We start from the raw sequence: 15,167 nt of genomic DNA on the forward strand, positions 1-15,167 counted from the left end.
CGCCGTTGCGCGGTCTCTGTCCTGGCTCTGTCCTGGCTCTGTTCTTTGGCTCTGTCTTGTCCCGGACACGACGGCCGTCGAACATCGTTGCGCCGGAGTGCGGCGGTCGCAGGCATCGCATCGCCGGCTCCGCTGCCGTTCGACCGAACCGAAGGTTCAAACAGATACGAGGCGCCATTCCGCATACGTCGCTATTGATTAACACCACTCGCCAAAACGCCCCCATCGACGACGAGGATCTCGCCGTTGACGAAGCTGGCCGCGTCCGATGCGAGAAAGACGGCGGCCCCAGCGAGCTCCTCCACCCTTCCAAATCGCTTCATTGGATTGCGAACGCCGAATTCGCGACCGCGCTCCGTTCCGTCGAGCAAGGCCTGATTTAAATCGGTACGGAAAACTCCGGGCGCAATGGCATTTACCAACACGCCGCGCGATCCCCACTCGATGGCCAACGTCTTGGTGAGGGAGCCCACGGCGGCCTTGCTCGCATTGTACGCGGCCGTCTCATACAGTGCGACGAACGTCGAGATTGACGCAATGTTGATGATGCGTCCATAGCCGCGCTGCAGCATATGCCGTCCGAACACTTGACAGGCACGGAGGGTCCCCGTGAGGTTGGTGGCCAGAATATCATTCCATTCTTCCTCGCTCACATCGAGCGTGGGAGTCCGTTTGGTCTTCCCGGCGCAATTGATCAAAATATCGACTTTGCCAAACGCCTTCACCGCCTCCTCGAGCAAGTTCTCGAGCGATGGACGCTTCCCCACGTCCGCCGTCACACGGAGCGTGCGACCACCACGCCGCTCGATCTCCGCCGCGACTTCCTCCACGGGCTCGGGTCGCCGGGCCGAGGCGACGACGTCGGCCCCTGCGTCGGCCAAGCCCAAACTCAGGGCCCTTCCAATCCCCGTCGTTCCCCCCAAAACCACGGCCACGCGCCCGTTCAGGCGCAAACCATCGACACGACCTGACGTTGCTTGGTCCTGTACACTCATGAACGCTCCCTCGAGGTTTGCCAGTCTGCGAGTGGTAAGGCCACTTGACAGCCTGACCACGCTTTCGTACTATTACACCGGTTACCTTGCGGATTCTAGAGCGTCAAGTCACACGCCGAGGTGAAACGACTCCGAGAGAATTCACAGGAAGGCGGGAAGACGGGAAGTTTTTTGTTGGTTCAATCGGGGCAGTGGGCCAACGGAAACAACCAAAAATAGCGTTCCGCGACGCGTGCGCCGGTCGCCCTTCCCGCCTTCCCGTCTTCCTGTGAACTCTCCCTAGAGTCAGTGGGACCCATGCCGATACGAACCGTCGAAAACCAGCGTCTCTATCGGCAAATCGCCGATCAGCTCACCGCGCTGATCGCGACGGGGGAGTTCGCGCACGGCTCGCGCCTTCCCTCCGAGCGGGATTTGGCCGTGCAGCTCGGTGTATCGCGCCCTTCCGTGCGTGAGGCGCTCATCGCGCTGGAAATCGAGGGGAAGGTGGAAGTGCGTGTGGGGGCCGGTATTTTCGTGGCCGCTCCGCGTCCGGTCGCCGTGGCCGATCCGTCGAACGAGGCGCCCGGGCCCTTCGAGCACCTGCGCGCGCGCTGGCTGCTCGAGGGGGAGATCGCTGCCGAGGCAGCGAAAAATGCTCGCCCGGAGGATCTCGTCCCCATTCGCGCGAGCGTGCAGGAGATGCAGAACCGCGTCCGGAAGAGCGTCGACACCGAGGAGTCCGACCGCGCCTTTCACTGCGGCATCGCCAGAGCGACGCACAACAGCGCGCTGGTTCCCGTCGTGCAGCATCTCTGGGACCTCGGCCGCGGCGCCATTTGGAAGCGCATGGAGCACCACTTCCAGACGCACGAACTGCGCAACGCCGCGCTGGAGGACCACCGCGCCATTTTGGACATGCTGGAGGCGTCGGATGCGCGCGGTGCACGCGCGGCCATGCGGCACCACTTGGATCGCGTTGCTCGCGAATTCAGCCGGCACTGGGACCTGCTGCAAGAAACCGAAACGACGACGACCCCGCTCGTTTCGGCCAAGAAGAACAGAGGATCGCAACAACGATGACGACCAACGGACTTCTCTCGAACGACCGGCTCTTTCCCCCCGACCCCACGGAGCGGGCCATCGCCCGCCGCCTCTACGAGCAGGTGCGTGCGCTTCCCATCGTGAGCCCGCACGGCCACACCGACCCGGCGTGGTTTGCCAACGACGAGCCGTTCCCCGATCCGGCGCAGCTGCTCATCATTCCGGATCATTACATCTTCCGTATGCTCTACAGCCAGGGCATCTCCCTCGAATCCCTCGGGGTGCCGGGCCGGAAGGGAAACACCGGAGAGAGAGACCCGCGCAAGATATGGCGCCTCTTCGCGGAGAATTGGTACCTATTCCGCGGCACGCCCTCGCGCATGTGGCTGACCCATGCCCTGAACCAAGTCTTTGGCATCTCCGAGCGCCTGACACCGGTGTCCGCCGACCGTATTTACGATCGCATCGCCGAGTGCCTGCGCCTTCCCGAGTACCGCCCGCGCGCTCTGTTCGAAAAGTTCGGCATCGAGGTGCTGGCCACGACGGAGTCGCCGCTCGATCCGCTGGCGCACCACCAGAAGATTCGCGAATCGGGTTGGTCCGGCAGGGTCATCACTGCCTACCGTCCCGATCCGGTGGTGGACCCGGAATACGATGGATTCCGCGACAACGTGGCGCAGCTGGGCCAGATCACCGGGGAAGATACGACGAACTGGAAGGGCTATTTGAATGCGCTGGCGAACCGCCGGCACTATTTTGCCTCGTTCGGTGCCACGTCGACCGATCATGGGCACCCCACCGCCGCCACGTTCTCGCTTTCCCTTTCCGAGTGCGAATCCTTGTTCCGCAAAGCCATCCAAGGGCAGCTCGCCGGGCCGGAGGCGGAGCGCTTCCGCGGGCAGATGCTCACGGAAATGGCACGCATGAGCATCGATGATGGGCTGGTGATGCAGATTCATCCCGGCTCGTACCGGGATCACAATCCGTCCGTGTACCAGGGCTTCGGGAAGGACAAGGGCGCGGACATTCCGACACGCACCGATTACGTGCGTGCACTCAAGCCGCTGCTCGAGCGGTTCGGGAACGACCCGCGCCTTTCGCTCATCGTGTTCACCTTGGACGAGACCACGTATTCGCGTGAGCTGGCGCCGCTCGCCGGTCACTATCCGGCCATGAAGGTGGGCCCGGCGTGGTGGTTCTTCGACAGCCCGGAAGGGATGCGGCGCTACCGCGAAAGCGTGACGGAAACGGCGGGATTCTACAACACGGTCGGCTTCAACGACGATACGCGCGCCTTCCTATCGATCCCGGCACGCCACGACGTAGCACGGCGCGTCGATTGCGCCTTCCTGTCCAAATGGGTCGCCGAGCACCGTCTCGACGAAGACGACGCCGCCGAACTGGCCGTCGACCTCGCCTACAACCTGGCGAAACGCGCCTACAAGCTTTAGATTTTGGCCGCGGGAGGAGCCGCAATGAGTAGTTCGCCTTTGTTGAAACTCCACCCGCGCGACGACGTGCTCATCGCCAAGGTTCGATTGCCCGCCGGCACCGTGGTGGAGACGGAAGAGGGTCCTGTTCCGCTGGCGCAGACCATTGGAGCCGGGCACAAGGTGGCATACCGGGCACGTGCGATGGGGGAGCCGGTTCATCGCTACGGACAGGTCATCGGTTTGTGCACGGCGCCCATCCATCCGGGCGAACACGTTCACGTGCACAACCTTCGTGCGGTGGCCTTTCCCCGTGGCGAGCGGCCGGCCGACCCCGCGCGCACGATCGCGGCGCGTGCCACGCCAGAGCCCACGCGCTTCTTCGAGGGATACCTGCGCCCCGATGGGCGCGTGGGCACGCGCAACTACGTGGCGATTCTCTCCACGGTCAACTGCTCGGCCACGGTCAGCCATCGCGTGCGGGACCACTTTCGCGACGTTTCGCGCGACTACCCCAACGTGGACGGTGTGATTGCATTGACCCACAAGAGCGGCTGCGGGCTCGTCTCCGGCGGGGACGATCATGCGACGCTCGAGCGAGTGCTGGCCGGCTATGCGCACCATCCGAACATCGCGGCCTACGTGGTCATCGGCCTTGGCTGCGAGGTCGCACAGGCCGCCCCCATGGCCCAGCGACACCGCCTGTCGCTGCTCGACTCTGGACGCGCGCCGCCCATCATCGGTATTCAGCAACACGGCGGAACACGAAAGGCGATAACCGCCGCCATCGAGGCCATTTCGCAATTGTTGCCCCTGGCCAATTTCGCACGCCGCACCACGCGGTCCGCCAGCGATTTGATCCTGGCCACGAATTGCGGCGGCTCCGACGGATACTCGGGGATCACCGCCAACCCTGCCCTCGGCGCGGCCGTGGACGAATTGGTGCGACTCGGCGGGACGGCCGTCCTTTCGGAGACGACCGAGATCTTCGGCGCCGAGCACTTGCTCATGGCGCGCGCCGAAAGCGAAGCCGTCGCCCGAAAGCTGCAAGAGCGCGTCGATTGGTGGAAAGCCTATTTGGCCTTGCACGGCGCCGACGTGGGCAGCAATCCATCGCCCGGCAACATGGCCGGTGGCATCAGCACCATCGCCGAAAAGTCGTTGGGCGGAATCGCCAAGGGCGGGACGACTCCCCTGGTCGATGTCGTCGAGTACGCGGAGCGAATCACGAAGAAGGGATTCGTCTACATGGATACACCGGGCTACGATCCCGTCTCCGTCACCGGCCTGGTCGCCGGCGGCGCGAACATGGTGTGCTTCACCACGGGGCGCGGCTCCGTCTTCGGAAGCAGGCCGGTTCCTTCGTTGAAGCTGGCGAGCAACTCGGCGTTGTTCCAGCACATGGAGGACGACATGGACATCGACTGCGGCGTGGTGCTCGATGGCACCCCCGTGGAAGAAGTGGGTCGGCGCATCCTCGACGAAGTTCTCGCCGTCGCGTCGGGAAAGAAGACCAAGAGCGAATTGGCCGGCATGGGGGAGGCGGAATTCGCCCCGTGGATGCGCGGCCCCACCCTCTAACTTCGACCGAACCGAAAGTGTCGAGACTTTTACGAAACCCAAATCAGTAGCGTTAACCGCGGAGAGACGATGGACCCTCGCACACTGTTCGCCGACGTACGACGCTATCCAGGCCAGTACATGCTTGATCCGTCGTTCGATGAGGCCGTCGCCTTCGTCCAGGGCGTCGACGCCGGACATGCCTGGTGTCTGCTCCCCGGCTTCAAGGAATGGCTCGTCGTGACGTTCGACGGCAGTACGAGCCTTTCCTGGGTCGCACTGGTTCTGCGGGCAGCGTTCCCGGAGACCCCCACCGCGTGGGACAAGTCGAAATTGACGGCGGAGCAGAAGAAGATCGGGTTCGATCTTCTGTTTCTGCTGCTCGACGACTTTTTCGTGATGCGGAGTCAATCGGACGGCCTTCGGACCATCTTCGATCGGTACACGCGCTGGATCCACGAGCGGGCATGACCAGCCTTCTTCGATTGTCGCGCAAAGGGACGGTGCCTCCCGACGCCGTACACCGTTTCCCGTTCGTCGTGCCGGCGATTCGTACGCTCGACACACTGGATCTCCGTGCGCCGGTCACGTTCTTCGTCGGCGAGAATGGCTCGGGCAAATCGACATTGCTCGAGGCGATGGCCTGCGTGACCGAGCTTCCATCGTTGGGCAGCGACGACGCTGGCGCCGACGAAACACTCGCGCCCCAGCGCGAGTTGGCCGGTGATTTGCGCCTCGCGTGGAGCCGGCGCTCGCGCCGTGGTTTTTTCCTTCGGGCCGAGGACTTCTTCGGGTACCTGCGGCGGCAGGCCCGCAACGACGCACGTGTCCTGCGCGAAAAGCTCGAGCTCGAGGGTCTGTTCACGGACGACGGCGGCGACGCCTCGACCACGCGGCACGTCGACGAACGCTTCGCGGCGCGCCACGTTGGACGCTACGATGCGCGCTCGCACGGGGAAAGCTTCATCGAGCTATTCACGGAGAGGGTGCAATCGGGCGGCCTGTATTTGCTCGACGAGCCCGAGGCACCCCTGTCGCCAAAGCGCCAGTTGGAGTTTCTGCGGATCGTCCGACGCGCGACGAAAGCCGACGCGCAGTTCATCATCGCAACGCACTCGCCCATTCTCCTGGCATGCCCCGGCGCGCGCATCTTCAGCTTCGACGAAACGCCCATCCGCGCCGTCGCCTACGATGCGTTGGAGCACGTGAGGGTCACCCGCGACTTCCTGAGCGATCCGGCGAAGCACCTCGAAGACCCCTGAAACGGCGTGCCACTGGCCTTGCGCGCCATTGGCGCGGAGTGCTCGGCGCCGCGTGTGCACGCGGTGTGCAAGGGATGCCCACTGTGCAAGGGCTGGCGGCTGTGATTGGGCGGCGTGGGCTACTTCCCATTGCGACGGGAGCACTCGTTCTCCTGGGCGTGCCATTGTTCTTGGCACTCGACCGACACCTGCCGCCGCCCTGGCGCGAGCGCCCGCTCCCCTTCGAGCTGGTGGCGGTGCTCGGCGCGGCCATCGCCATCGTGTATGCCCGACGCGCGCCACGGCAGCAGCTCGTGGCCTTCGGATGCGCCATTGCATCCAGCGTCAATGCGGGCATCGTCATTGGCTATCTCCGATTCGGTTACCATCAGCTTCCCCGCCCGCCTGCAGCATTTCCCATCGGCACGCACATGCAGCCGCTCACGTTGGCCGACCAAAATGGGGCGAATGTCGATGTGTCGGGTGCCAAAAGCCCAGTATTGCTGGTGGTCTTTCGCGGCGCGTGGTGCCCTTCCTGCCGCGCGGAGTTGGACCGGCTCGCGCAGCAGGTACCGCGCTTCGCATCGACGGGCATTCGCGTTTATGGCATCAGCACCGATCCGCCGGATGCACTCTTGCACTTGCAGCAATCGCAGAAGCTGCCCTTCTCCTTGCTCTCGGACCCGGAGCAAAAGGCGACCACCCTTTGTGGGACGTCCATGCACTGTCTGCTGTTGTTCGATCGTCGGGACATGCTGCGATGGGGCGGATACAGCGAAACTTGGCGCGACCCGCCGCGGTACGAGGAAGTACTCCAAGCCGCGTATCACCTACTCTAATTCGCAAATAAGGACGGTGCGAGACTTGCTGGTCACTTATTCGCCGAGTCCGCGCGACTCGCTTGGAAAGGACATGAGCATGCACCTTTACGCAATGGCTAGGTTGACGATGTTGGTAGGGGGGATTGGTGCTGGCCTCATTTCCGGCTGCTCCAGCGACGGCGATTCCCAAGATGGAGATAGTACGTTTACGGGCGGTGGTGGGAACGATTCACCCCCTCCCCTGGAGGATCGTGATTTCGCCACCCCACTCGTCGTGCCGGCGACACTGACGCCATTGGCCACCGCAGCGGCCGCTGACGCTGACGCCTACCATCTGACCATCAAGCCGGGGACTGCGCAGATGAAACCCGGTCGGGCGACGCCCATCGTCGGATTCAATGGCATCTTCCCCGGCCCCACGATCATCGCCACACGCGGGCGGCCCACCCAGGTAACGCAAACGAACGCGTGGAACGAGAGGGTGACTGTTCACAATCACGGGCACAAGGTCGCCGCCGAAAGCGACGGGCACCCCGTCGATTACATCACACCGGGCACGTCGAAGGTCTACACGTATCCCAACGACCAACCCGGAGGGACCTTCTGGTATCACGATCATACGATGGATGTGACGGGGCGCCACGTTTACGGCGGCCTCGCGGGCTTTTACATCATTCACGATCCGGCGGAAGACGCGCTCAATCTGCCATCGGGCGCGTACGACGTACCGCTCTTGCTGCAGGACAAGACGTTCAACGCCAACAACACGACGGTATTCGACGAGCGAGCCATCGGTGCGGGCTTTCATGGAGATACGGCCGTGGTCAACGGTGTCGTCAATCCGTTTCACGAAGTGGCCACTCGAAAATACCGTTTTCGCCTACTGAACGGCGCCAACGCTCGCGAGTGGCAATTGCGATTCCTCGTCGCCGGCTCGAGCACACCCCTTCCCTTCAAAGTCATCGCCTCGGACGGTGGATTGCTGGCCGCGCCGGTCAACACCACGACCTTGTCCATGGCCCCCGGCGAACGCTACGACATCGTGGTCGACTTCGCGAACATCCCAGTCAACACGCGAGTCACCATGGCCAATACGGCCTCGTCGCAGTCTCGCGACGACGATGACCGTCGTGGTGGCGGTGGCGGTGGCGGTGGCCGCGGCCGGGACATTCCCTCGCTGATGCAATTCGTCGTGGCACGCCAGGAAGCCGACACGAGCACGGTGCCCGCCAAGCTGGCCAACATCACGCGGTACAAAGAAACCGATGCCAAGTCTCGTGCAAACGTCTCATTGAGCTTCAACAACGGCGATTGGGGCATGAACGGCCGCTCCTACGATCCGGGGCGCATCGATCTGACGTCCAAGCTCGATACCGTGACGATTTGGACCCTGAAAAACGATTCGGGCTTGATGCACCCGTTCCACAAGCACCTGGTCGAATTCAACGTTCTCGACATCAACGGCCAGCCGCCCCCTCCCGAGATGCGTGGCCTCAAGGACACCGTGGCGGTGCCCGGAAGGGGTACGGCGCGCATCATCTTCAAGAACGAAGGGTTCACCGGCACGTACGTGTTCCACTGCCACAAGCTGGAACACGAAGATCACCGGATGATGCTTCAAGAGGGCGTCACTCGGTAACCGCGCGGCGCGCGAGAAGCGCTACGAGCGCGGTGTCGTGCTCGATACGCCGCACGCGCTCGGTGTCCCCTTCGTGCCGCGGCAGCTTCATGCGATTGCCACGTTGCCGCGGCGCGGCGTTTGTGTCCGCCGAGGCGGGCGAGCTTGCGGACTGAGTGCTATGGTTCGGCTCGAAGCGATGAGTTCGACGATCGAAGCATTGGTGGCAGCATTGCGCGGGCGCAAGGTCGCCGTGTTGACGGGCGCCGGCGTGAGCACCGAATCGGGGATTCCCGATTATCGAAGTCCCGATTCCCTGGCACGGGCACGGCGGCCCATTCAGGGCCCCGAATTCGTTCGCTCCGCACCGCTTCGCCGGCGCTACTGGGCCCGCGCCATGGTCGGCTGGGAGCACTTTCGATTGGCCCGTCCGGGACGCGCACACATGGCGCTCGCGCAGCTCGAGGCACGCGGAATCGTGAGCCGCGTCATCACGCAGAACGTGGACCGGTTGCATCGCGTCGCGGGGAGCCAGGACGTCATCGAGCTGCACGGGGCTCTGGCGGAGGTCATCTGCTTGGATTGCGGAAGCCTCGAGGATCGCGACGCCCTGCAGGCGCGCATGCGTACGCTCAACACGGGATGGCTCGACGGTCCCACGCCGATCGCCCCCGACGGCGATGCCGAGCTTCCGGACGACATGGTGGCACGCTTCCAGGTGCCCGATTGCCTCCCATGCGGCGGCGTGCTCAAGCCGCGGGTCGTCTTCTTCGGCCACAACGTGGAGCGGCCCATCGTCGAACGGGCGTACGCCACCGTCGACGAGGCCGACGTGCTTCTCATCGCGGGGACATCGCTCGCGGTCTTCTCCGGCTACCGCTTTCTCGTGCGCGCCGCCAACCGCGGCATCCCCATCGCAATCGTGAACCGCGGCCCCGTCCGCGGTGAGGAGCGCGCCACATTGAAGATCGAGGCCAGCACCGGGGAAACCCTGGCCGCGCTCGAATCGGCACTAAGCACCGCCGCGTAACATGCAGGCCGTCATCTTCGTCGGCATCCAGGCCTCGGGAAAATCGACCTTCTTCCGCGAGCGCTTCGCCGACTCGCACGTGCGCATCAACATGGACATGCTGCGCACCCGGCACCGCGAAGAGCTCTTGCTGCGCGCCTGCATCGAAGGCCAACAGCGCTTCGTCGCCGACAACACGAACCCCACCATCGAGGAACGCAGCCGCTACATCGTGCCCGCCAAACGCGCAGGCTTCCGCATCACCGGCTACTACTTCACCGCCCCCATCGACGAGGCCCTCCGCCGCAACGCCACCCGCGACGCCCCCCAGCGCATCCCCGAAATAGCCATCCGCGGCACCCGCAACCGCCTCGTCCTCCCTTCCCTCGCCGAAGGCTTCGACGAATTATTCCACGTCCGCCCCGACGCCACCGGCGGCTTTTTCTTGGAGAACTGGGTCGACGAAGTTCGATGATCGACCTGCACGACCATCCATAAGCCACCCCCCAAATACCAAAACCCCTCGCCACGGGGATTTGGGGCTTGGGGTCTTTGGGGTTTGGCCCTTGGGTATTCCCGGCCTCGCCCGACCTTGCAGCCGAGCAATAGGTTCAGCTTTGCAATGTCTCCAGAAAGGGTTATGTAGGCGCCCCCCTTTCATTTGGAGACAGAGTAGTGAAGCTTCGTTCCGTCTTTCTTGCACTCATTCCCATGGTCCTCGGCAGCGCCGCATGCTCGGGGCCAGATGGTGCTCCGGTCGCGGAAACGCGCGCAGCGGCGGCACCCCTCTCGGAGGGGTCTGCAAAGGAGTATGTGGACATCACGCAGCACCTCACCGAGGCGGCAGCGGTCGATGCGTGGTATGCGCTGGTTTCCACGCTGAAACGCAACTTCGATGACCGCTGTGGGGACACGTTTTGCGAGGGGGAATTCAGCAACGTCGAGTCGCTTCGCTACCGATGCTCGGTCGAGAAGGCTTCGGGAACGCTCGGGACGTGCGTTTGGGTCTTTGCCGCCAGCAACGAGGGCGTCACGACATCAACGGGTGACATCGCAGTCGATACGCAGACGTGGCGCTGCAAGACGCCGCTTGCGGCCAATACTTCGGTGCAGGATTTCCTGAGTGCGCTTTCCGGCGATCACCCCATGGACGCAAAACTGCCCGGCACCACCCAATCGATTTACGACGGCTTGACGAATTGCCTGTAAGATCCGCACATGGATCTCAAGGGCACGCAGTTGGTCGGCAGGGGCTCGGCGGGCGAGATTCTCGAGCCCGCGCAGGTCGAAAGCATCCTCCACGACGCACTGACACCGCTTACCTTCGATGGAAAGCGAGTGCTCGTCGTCATCCCCGACGGTACCCGCACCGCCCCGGTGCCCTTGATCTTTCGCCTCTTGTGCGACGCACTCACCCCGCGCACCCAGGCGCTCGACTTTCTCATTGCCTTGGGCACCCACCCGCCCATGACCGAACCGGCAATCGAGCGGCTCGTAGGTATGCCGGCGGGCGAGCGCGCGAAGCGCTATCCGCAGGTACGGATATTCAATCATCGCTACGATGATCCGGAGTCGCTGCGCACGTTCGGAACCATTTCCGAGAAGGAGACGGAGGTCCTCACCGGCGGGCTCCTGAGCCGCGAAGTGCCCGTGCGCCTGAATAGGCTCATCGGCGATTACGACAACGTCATCCTCTGCGGCCCCGTGTTTCCGCACGAGGTGGCAGGCTTCTCCGGCGGCGCGAAATACCTCTTCCCCGGTGTCGCGGGGCCCGAGATCATCGACTTTTCGCATTGGCTCGGCGCGCTCTGCACCAGCATGGCCACCATCGGCGTGCGCGATACGCCGGTGCGACGGGTGATCCATCGGGCCGCCGAGTTCATGCCGTGCGAAGTGCTCTGCCTCACGATGGTGCTCGACGGCGATCGCCTGCACGGCGTTTGGTTCGGGGCGCACCAAGACGCATTCGTCGCCGCGTCGGAGCTGTCGCGGGAACTCAACGTGCTTCGCGTGCCCAAGCCTTTCCGACGCGTGCTCTCCATGCCCGCAGCGCGCTACGAGGATTTGTGGACCGCCGCAAAAGCGGTTTACAAAACGGAGCCGGTCATTGCCGACGACGGCGAGGTCATCGTCTATGCGCCGCACCTGCGCGAAGTGTCCTTCACCCACGGCGAATGGATCGACCGCGTCGGTTACCACGTGCGCGATTACTTCCTCGCGCAATGGGATCGCTTCCGCGACATGCCGTGGTCCATCTTGGCGCATAGCACGCACGTCCGCGGCAGCGGCACCTACGACGCCGCGCGAAGTCTCGAGCAACCGCGCATCCGCGTGACCTTGGCCACCGGCATTCCCGAGGAGCGATGCCGCCGCATCGGGCTGGGCTACCGCGATCCGAAGACCGTCGACGTCGCCGATTTCACCGACGATCCCGATGCGCTCGTGGTCCGACACGCCGGCGAAAAGCTGTATCGCCTGATGTAGAGGTCCGGCCAACGGCGGCCTTTGCGCAGCGAGCGGTTCACGCTGCAGCGAACGGCGGAGCGACCTCGGCGGATGGCGCAATGCATCCGTCGAATCCAGGCCAAGCGGACCGCAGATCGAGATATGGAGAAGGCCATGCAGAAGCTGGGTCTCTCCGTATTCGGTATTTCCCTCGCCATCATCGGCTGCCAGGCACACGACGCCACCATGCCGCCCGCAACCACGAGCCCCACCGCGGCGCAGCCTCCGGCGTCAACGGCGACCGCCGAAGCTCCGCCGAAGGCGCCGACCCTGCGCCTGGCCGAGACGATTCGTCCGACGGCCTACGACGTGGCCCTCGCAGTGGTGCCCACGGAGCAGCGCTTCGATGGCCGCATCACCATCGCCATCGAGTTGAGTGCTCCGTCCAACGTGGTCTGGCTCAATGCCGCAGGCCTCGACGTGCGCTCGGCCACCGTCGATGGAATGCCGGCGAAGGTGCTGCCGGGCGGCGACGACTTCGTGGGCATCCAGCCGCAAAAGCCCCTCGCCGCCGGCAAAGCGACATTGGTGCTCGATTATGCGGGCGAGATCTCGCGCAAAAGCTCCAATGGCCTTTTCTCGCAGAAGGAAGGCGAGAATTGGTACGTCTTCACGCACTTCGAGCCGCTCGATGCGCGCCGCGTGTTCCCCTGCTTCGACGAGCCCTCGTTCAAGGTACCGTGGAAGATCCGCCTCAAGGTCAAACGCGATCACATGGCGCTGGCCAACACGCCCGCCGTCTCGGAAAAGATTGAAGGCGATTACAAAGTCGTTCAATTCGCGGAAACGAAGCCGCTGCCCAGTTACTTGATTGCCATGGGCGTCGGTCCCTTCGACGCGGTGGACGCCGGACCGGCGGGAAAGAATCGCACCCCGGTGCGGGTCATCGTTCCGCGCGGGCGGGGCGCGGAGGCACGCTTCGCCAAAGAGGTGTCGCCGCAGGTGCTCAACGAGCTCGAGGCCTACTTCGGTATCCCCTACCCTTACGAGAAGCTCGACGTCATCGACGTGCCGCTGATCGGCGGCGCCATGGAGAACCCGGGACTCATCACCTTCAGCCAGCGGCTCATTCTCTCGCCGCCGGATCGCGAGACCACGCGCTTTCGCCGCGCCTACACCAGTGTGGCCACGCACGAATTCGCGCACCAATGGTTCGGTGACCTGGTGACCACCGCGTGGTGGGACGATATCTGGCTCAACGAGGCCTTCGCCACGTGGATGACCAGCCATATCCTCGAAAAGTGGAAGCCCGAGTGGAACGAGAAGTCCGATCGCGTGCGCACCACGGCCAATGCTATGCGCAGCGATAGCCTGGTCAGCGCGCGCAAGATTCGGCAGCCCATCGTCACCAAGGACGACGCGGCCAATGCCTTCGACGACATCACGTACCGCAAGGGCGCCGCCGTCATTCGCATGTTCGAGAACTGGGTCGGCCCCGAGGTTTTCCGCGCGGGTGTGAAGCGCTACCTCGCGCAGTATTCGCACAACGTGGCCACGGCCGATCAGTTCCTCGGCGCCGTGTTCCAGGGCGAGCAGGCACCGGTGGCCAAGGCGTTCGGCACCTTCCTCAATCAGCCGGGCGTGCCGCTGGTGAACGCATCGCTGAAGTGCGATGCCGGCGCACCGCCCAAGCTGGCGCTTTCGCAGGAGCGCTATCTGCCGCTCGGCTCCGAGGGAAGCGCGGAGCAAAAGTGGCAAGTGCCGGTGTGCGCGAAGTACCCGGGCGCGAAGGGCGAGGCTGTCGCCTGCACGTTGCTCTCGGAATCGCGCGGAGAGCTGGCCCTTTCGGAGGCGACCTCGTGCCCGGCCTGGGTCAACGCCAATGCCGATGCCCGCGGCTATTACGAAGTGCGCTACGAGGGCGAACTGCTGCAAAAGATGCTCTCGGACGGTGCCAAAAAGAGCCTCACGGCGCCGGAAAAAGTGTCGCTCTTGTACGACTTGGGCGCCCTCGTGCAAAACGGCAAGGTCTCGTACGCCGACGTCTTGGCGGCCGTTCCCAAGCTGGCCGGCGATCCATCCCGCTCCGTTGCGTTGGCAACCGTCGAACTGGTCGCGGGCCTGCGCGATTCCGAGATGTTCCCTGCGGAGCTGCGCCCGGCGTATGCGCGCTTCATCCGCGAGACCTACGGCGCGCGCGCGAGCAAGCTGGGGTTCGCCGCGCGGCCCGGTGAAGATGACGAGACGCGCCTTTTGCGGCAATCGCTGGTGAGCCTCGTGGCCGACCAAGGCGAGGACGCGAACTTGCGGGCGCAGGCGAAGAAGCTCGCCGTGCGATGGCTCGACGAGCGCAAGGGCATCGATGCCGACATGGTGGAAACGGTGCTCGGCATTGCCGCGAAGGCCGGGGACCGCGCGCTGTTCGACCGCGCACTGGCCGCGGCGCGCAAGACGGCCGATCGCCGCCAGCGAAGCGAGATCCTCGCGGCCATGGGCCAATTCCGCGATCCGGAGGTGGTGCGTGCGGCGTTGCCGCTCACGCTGTCGGACGACTTCGACGCGCGCGAATCGTCGACGTTGCTCTGGGGCGCCGTTGGTTCGCCGGCGACGCGCCAGCTCGCGTACGACTTCGTGAAGCAGAACTTCGATGCACTGACCGCGCGGCTTCCGCGGAATGCGGGCGCGCAATTGGCACGCATCGGCAGCTCCTTCTGCGACGACGCGCACCGCGCCGACGTGGAAAGCTTCTTCCGCGAGCGCTCGACGCGCTACATGGGCGGGCCGCGCATTCTGGCGCAGACGGTGGAGTCGGTGAAGCTTTGCAGCGCATACCGCAGCGTGCAGGCGCCGAACGTGGCGAACTTCCTTCAGAAGCGAAAGCTCTGATCGTGCGGCCGCGGGGGGAGTCTTCGCGCTGGGTGCGGGCCTGCTGACCGCGAGCGTGGCGGCGTGTGCAACGCCGCCACCTGGAACGAGGGTGACTCGCGCAAGTCGGCCAACGTTTTTCCGAGGGCGCCATTTACAT

Annotated in this window: 13 protein-coding genes; 12 read left to right on the forward strand and 1 reads right to left on the reverse strand. The window is 64.3% G+C overall.

The window, feature by feature from the left end:
• Positions 1-191: 191 nt before the first annotated feature.
• On the reverse strand, positions 192-995 hold the full coding sequence (locus LVJ94_23340) for a glucose 1-dehydrogenase (protein ID WXB10148.1): 804 nt from the start codon (positions 993-995) through the stop codon (positions 192-194).
• Between the two features lie 297 nt (positions 996-1,292).
• Here LVJ94_23340 and LVJ94_23345 point away from each other — a divergent pair, with 297 nt between their 5' ends.
• The 12 genes from LVJ94_23345 (at position 1,293) to LVJ94_23400 (ending at position 15,028) form a co-directional block, all read left to right on the forward strand.
• The gene (locus tag LVJ94_23345) at positions 1,293-2,057 is read left to right on the forward strand and encodes a FadR family transcriptional regulator (GenBank protein ID WXB10149.1); all 765 of its coding nucleotides are present in this window, start codon (positions 1,293-1,295) and stop codon (positions 2,055-2,057) included.
• Positions 2,054-3,469, forward strand: coding sequence for a glucuronate isomerase (gene uxaC, locus LVJ94_23350; protein ID WXB10150.1), 1,416 nt, complete (start codon positions 2,054-2,056; stop codon positions 3,467-3,469). Before LVJ94_23345 ends, uxaC begins: the two co-directional genes overlap by 4 nt.
• 24 nt (positions 3,470-3,493) lie before the next feature.
• On the forward strand, positions 3,494-5,029 hold the full coding sequence (locus tag LVJ94_23355; GenBank protein ID WXB10151.1) for an altronate dehydratase family protein: 1,536 nt from the start codon (positions 3,494-3,496) through the stop codon (positions 5,027-5,029).
• 69 nt (positions 5,030-5,098) lie between these two features.
• A complete protein-coding gene (locus tag LVJ94_23360; protein WXB10152.1) occupies positions 5,099-5,479 on the forward strand; it encodes a hypothetical protein in 381 nt (126 codons plus the stop codon).
• Entirely contained in the window at positions 5,476-6,270 is a 795-nt protein-coding gene (locus LVJ94_23365) for an AAA family ATPase (GenBank protein WXB10153.1), read from the forward strand. Before LVJ94_23360 ends, LVJ94_23365 begins: the two co-directional genes overlap by 4 nt.
• Positions 6,271-6,344: 74 nt before the next feature.
• Complete coding sequence (locus tag LVJ94_23370) at positions 6,345-7,088, forward strand: redoxin domain-containing protein (protein ID WXB10154.1); 744 nt, start codon at positions 6,345-6,347, stop codon at positions 7,086-7,088.
• A gap of 109 nt (positions 7,089-7,197) precedes the next feature.
• Positions 7,198-8,709, forward strand: coding sequence for a multicopper oxidase domain-containing protein (locus LVJ94_23375; protein ID WXB10155.1), 1,512 nt, complete (start codon positions 7,198-7,200; stop codon positions 8,707-8,709).
• Between the two features lie 178 nt (positions 8,710-8,887).
• Positions 8,888-9,718: an NAD-dependent protein deacetylase gene (locus LVJ94_23380; protein ID WXB10156.1), complete on the forward strand. Its 831-nt coding sequence runs from the start codon at positions 8,888-8,890 to the stop codon at positions 9,716-9,718.
• Position 9,719: 1 nt separating this feature from the next.
• Positions 9,720-10,172 (forward strand): AAA family ATPase, encoded by a 453-nt coding sequence (locus LVJ94_23385; protein WXB10157.1) that lies wholly within the window; start codon positions 9,720-9,722, stop codon positions 10,170-10,172.
• Positions 10,173-10,372: 200 nt separating this feature from the next.
• Positions 10,373-10,906, forward strand: a complete 534-nt coding sequence (locus tag LVJ94_23390; GenBank protein ID WXB10158.1) for a hypothetical protein — start codon at positions 10,373-10,375, stop codon at positions 10,904-10,906.
• A 9-nt stretch (positions 10,907-10,915) separates the two neighbouring features.
• A complete protein-coding gene (locus LVJ94_23395) occupies positions 10,916-12,181 on the forward strand; it encodes a lactate racemase domain-containing protein (protein WXB10159.1) in 1,266 nt (421 codons plus the stop codon).
• 135 nt (positions 12,182-12,316) lie between these two features.
• A complete protein-coding gene (locus tag LVJ94_23400) occupies positions 12,317-15,028 on the forward strand; it encodes a M1 family metallopeptidase (GenBank protein ID WXB10160.1) in 2,712 nt (903 codons plus the stop codon).
• Positions 15,029-15,167 lie beyond the last annotated feature (139 nt).

The organism is Sorangiineae bacterium MSr11367 (assembly GCA_037157805.1).
GTDB lineage: Bacteria > Myxococcota_A > Polyangia > Polyangiales > Polyangiaceae > Pendulispora > Pendulispora rubella.

Bases quoted from the DNA above. Each gene is read 5' to 3' on its own strand.
- LVJ94_23345 (WXB10149.1), top strand. From the start codon at position 1,293: ATGCCGATACGAACCGTCGAAAACCAGCGTCTCTATCGGCAAATCGCC.
- LVJ94_23380 (WXB10156.1), top strand. From the start codon at position 8,888: ATGAGTTCGACGATCGAAGCATTGGTGGCAGCATTGCGCGGGCGCAAG.
- LVJ94_23365 (WXB10153.1), top strand. From the start codon at position 5,476: ATGACCAGCCTTCTTCGATTGTCGCGCAAAGGGACGGTGCCTCCCGAC.
- LVJ94_23400 (WXB10160.1), top strand. From the start codon at position 12,317: ATGCAGAAGCTGGGTCTCTCCGTATTCGGTATTTCCCTCGCCATCATC.
- LVJ94_23355 (WXB10151.1), top strand. From the start codon at position 3,494: ATGAGTAGTTCGCCTTTGTTGAAACTCCACCCGCGCGACGACGTGCTC.
- LVJ94_23340 (WXB10148.1), bottom strand. From the start codon at position 995: ATGAGTGTACAGGACCAAGCAACGTCAGGTCGTGTCGATGGTTTGCGC.
- LVJ94_23360 (WXB10152.1), top strand. From the start codon at position 5,099: ATGGACCCTCGCACACTGTTCGCCGACGTACGACGCTATCCAGGCCAG.
- LVJ94_23375 (WXB10155.1), top strand. From the start codon at position 7,198: ATGTTGGTAGGGGGGATTGGTGCTGGCCTCATTTCCGGCTGCTCCAGC.
- LVJ94_23370 (WXB10154.1), top strand. From the start codon at position 6,345: ATGCCCACTGTGCAAGGGCTGGCGGCTGTGATTGGGCGGCGTGGGCTA.
- LVJ94_23395 (WXB10159.1), top strand. From the start codon at position 10,916: ATGGATCTCAAGGGCACGCAGTTGGTCGGCAGGGGCTCGGCGGGCGAG.
- LVJ94_23385 (WXB10157.1), top strand. From the start codon at position 9,720: ATGCAGGCCGTCATCTTCGTCGGCATCCAGGCCTCGGGAAAATCGACC.
- uxaC (WXB10150.1), top strand. From the start codon at position 2,054: ATGACGACCAACGGACTTCTCTCGAACGACCGGCTCTTTCCCCCCGAC.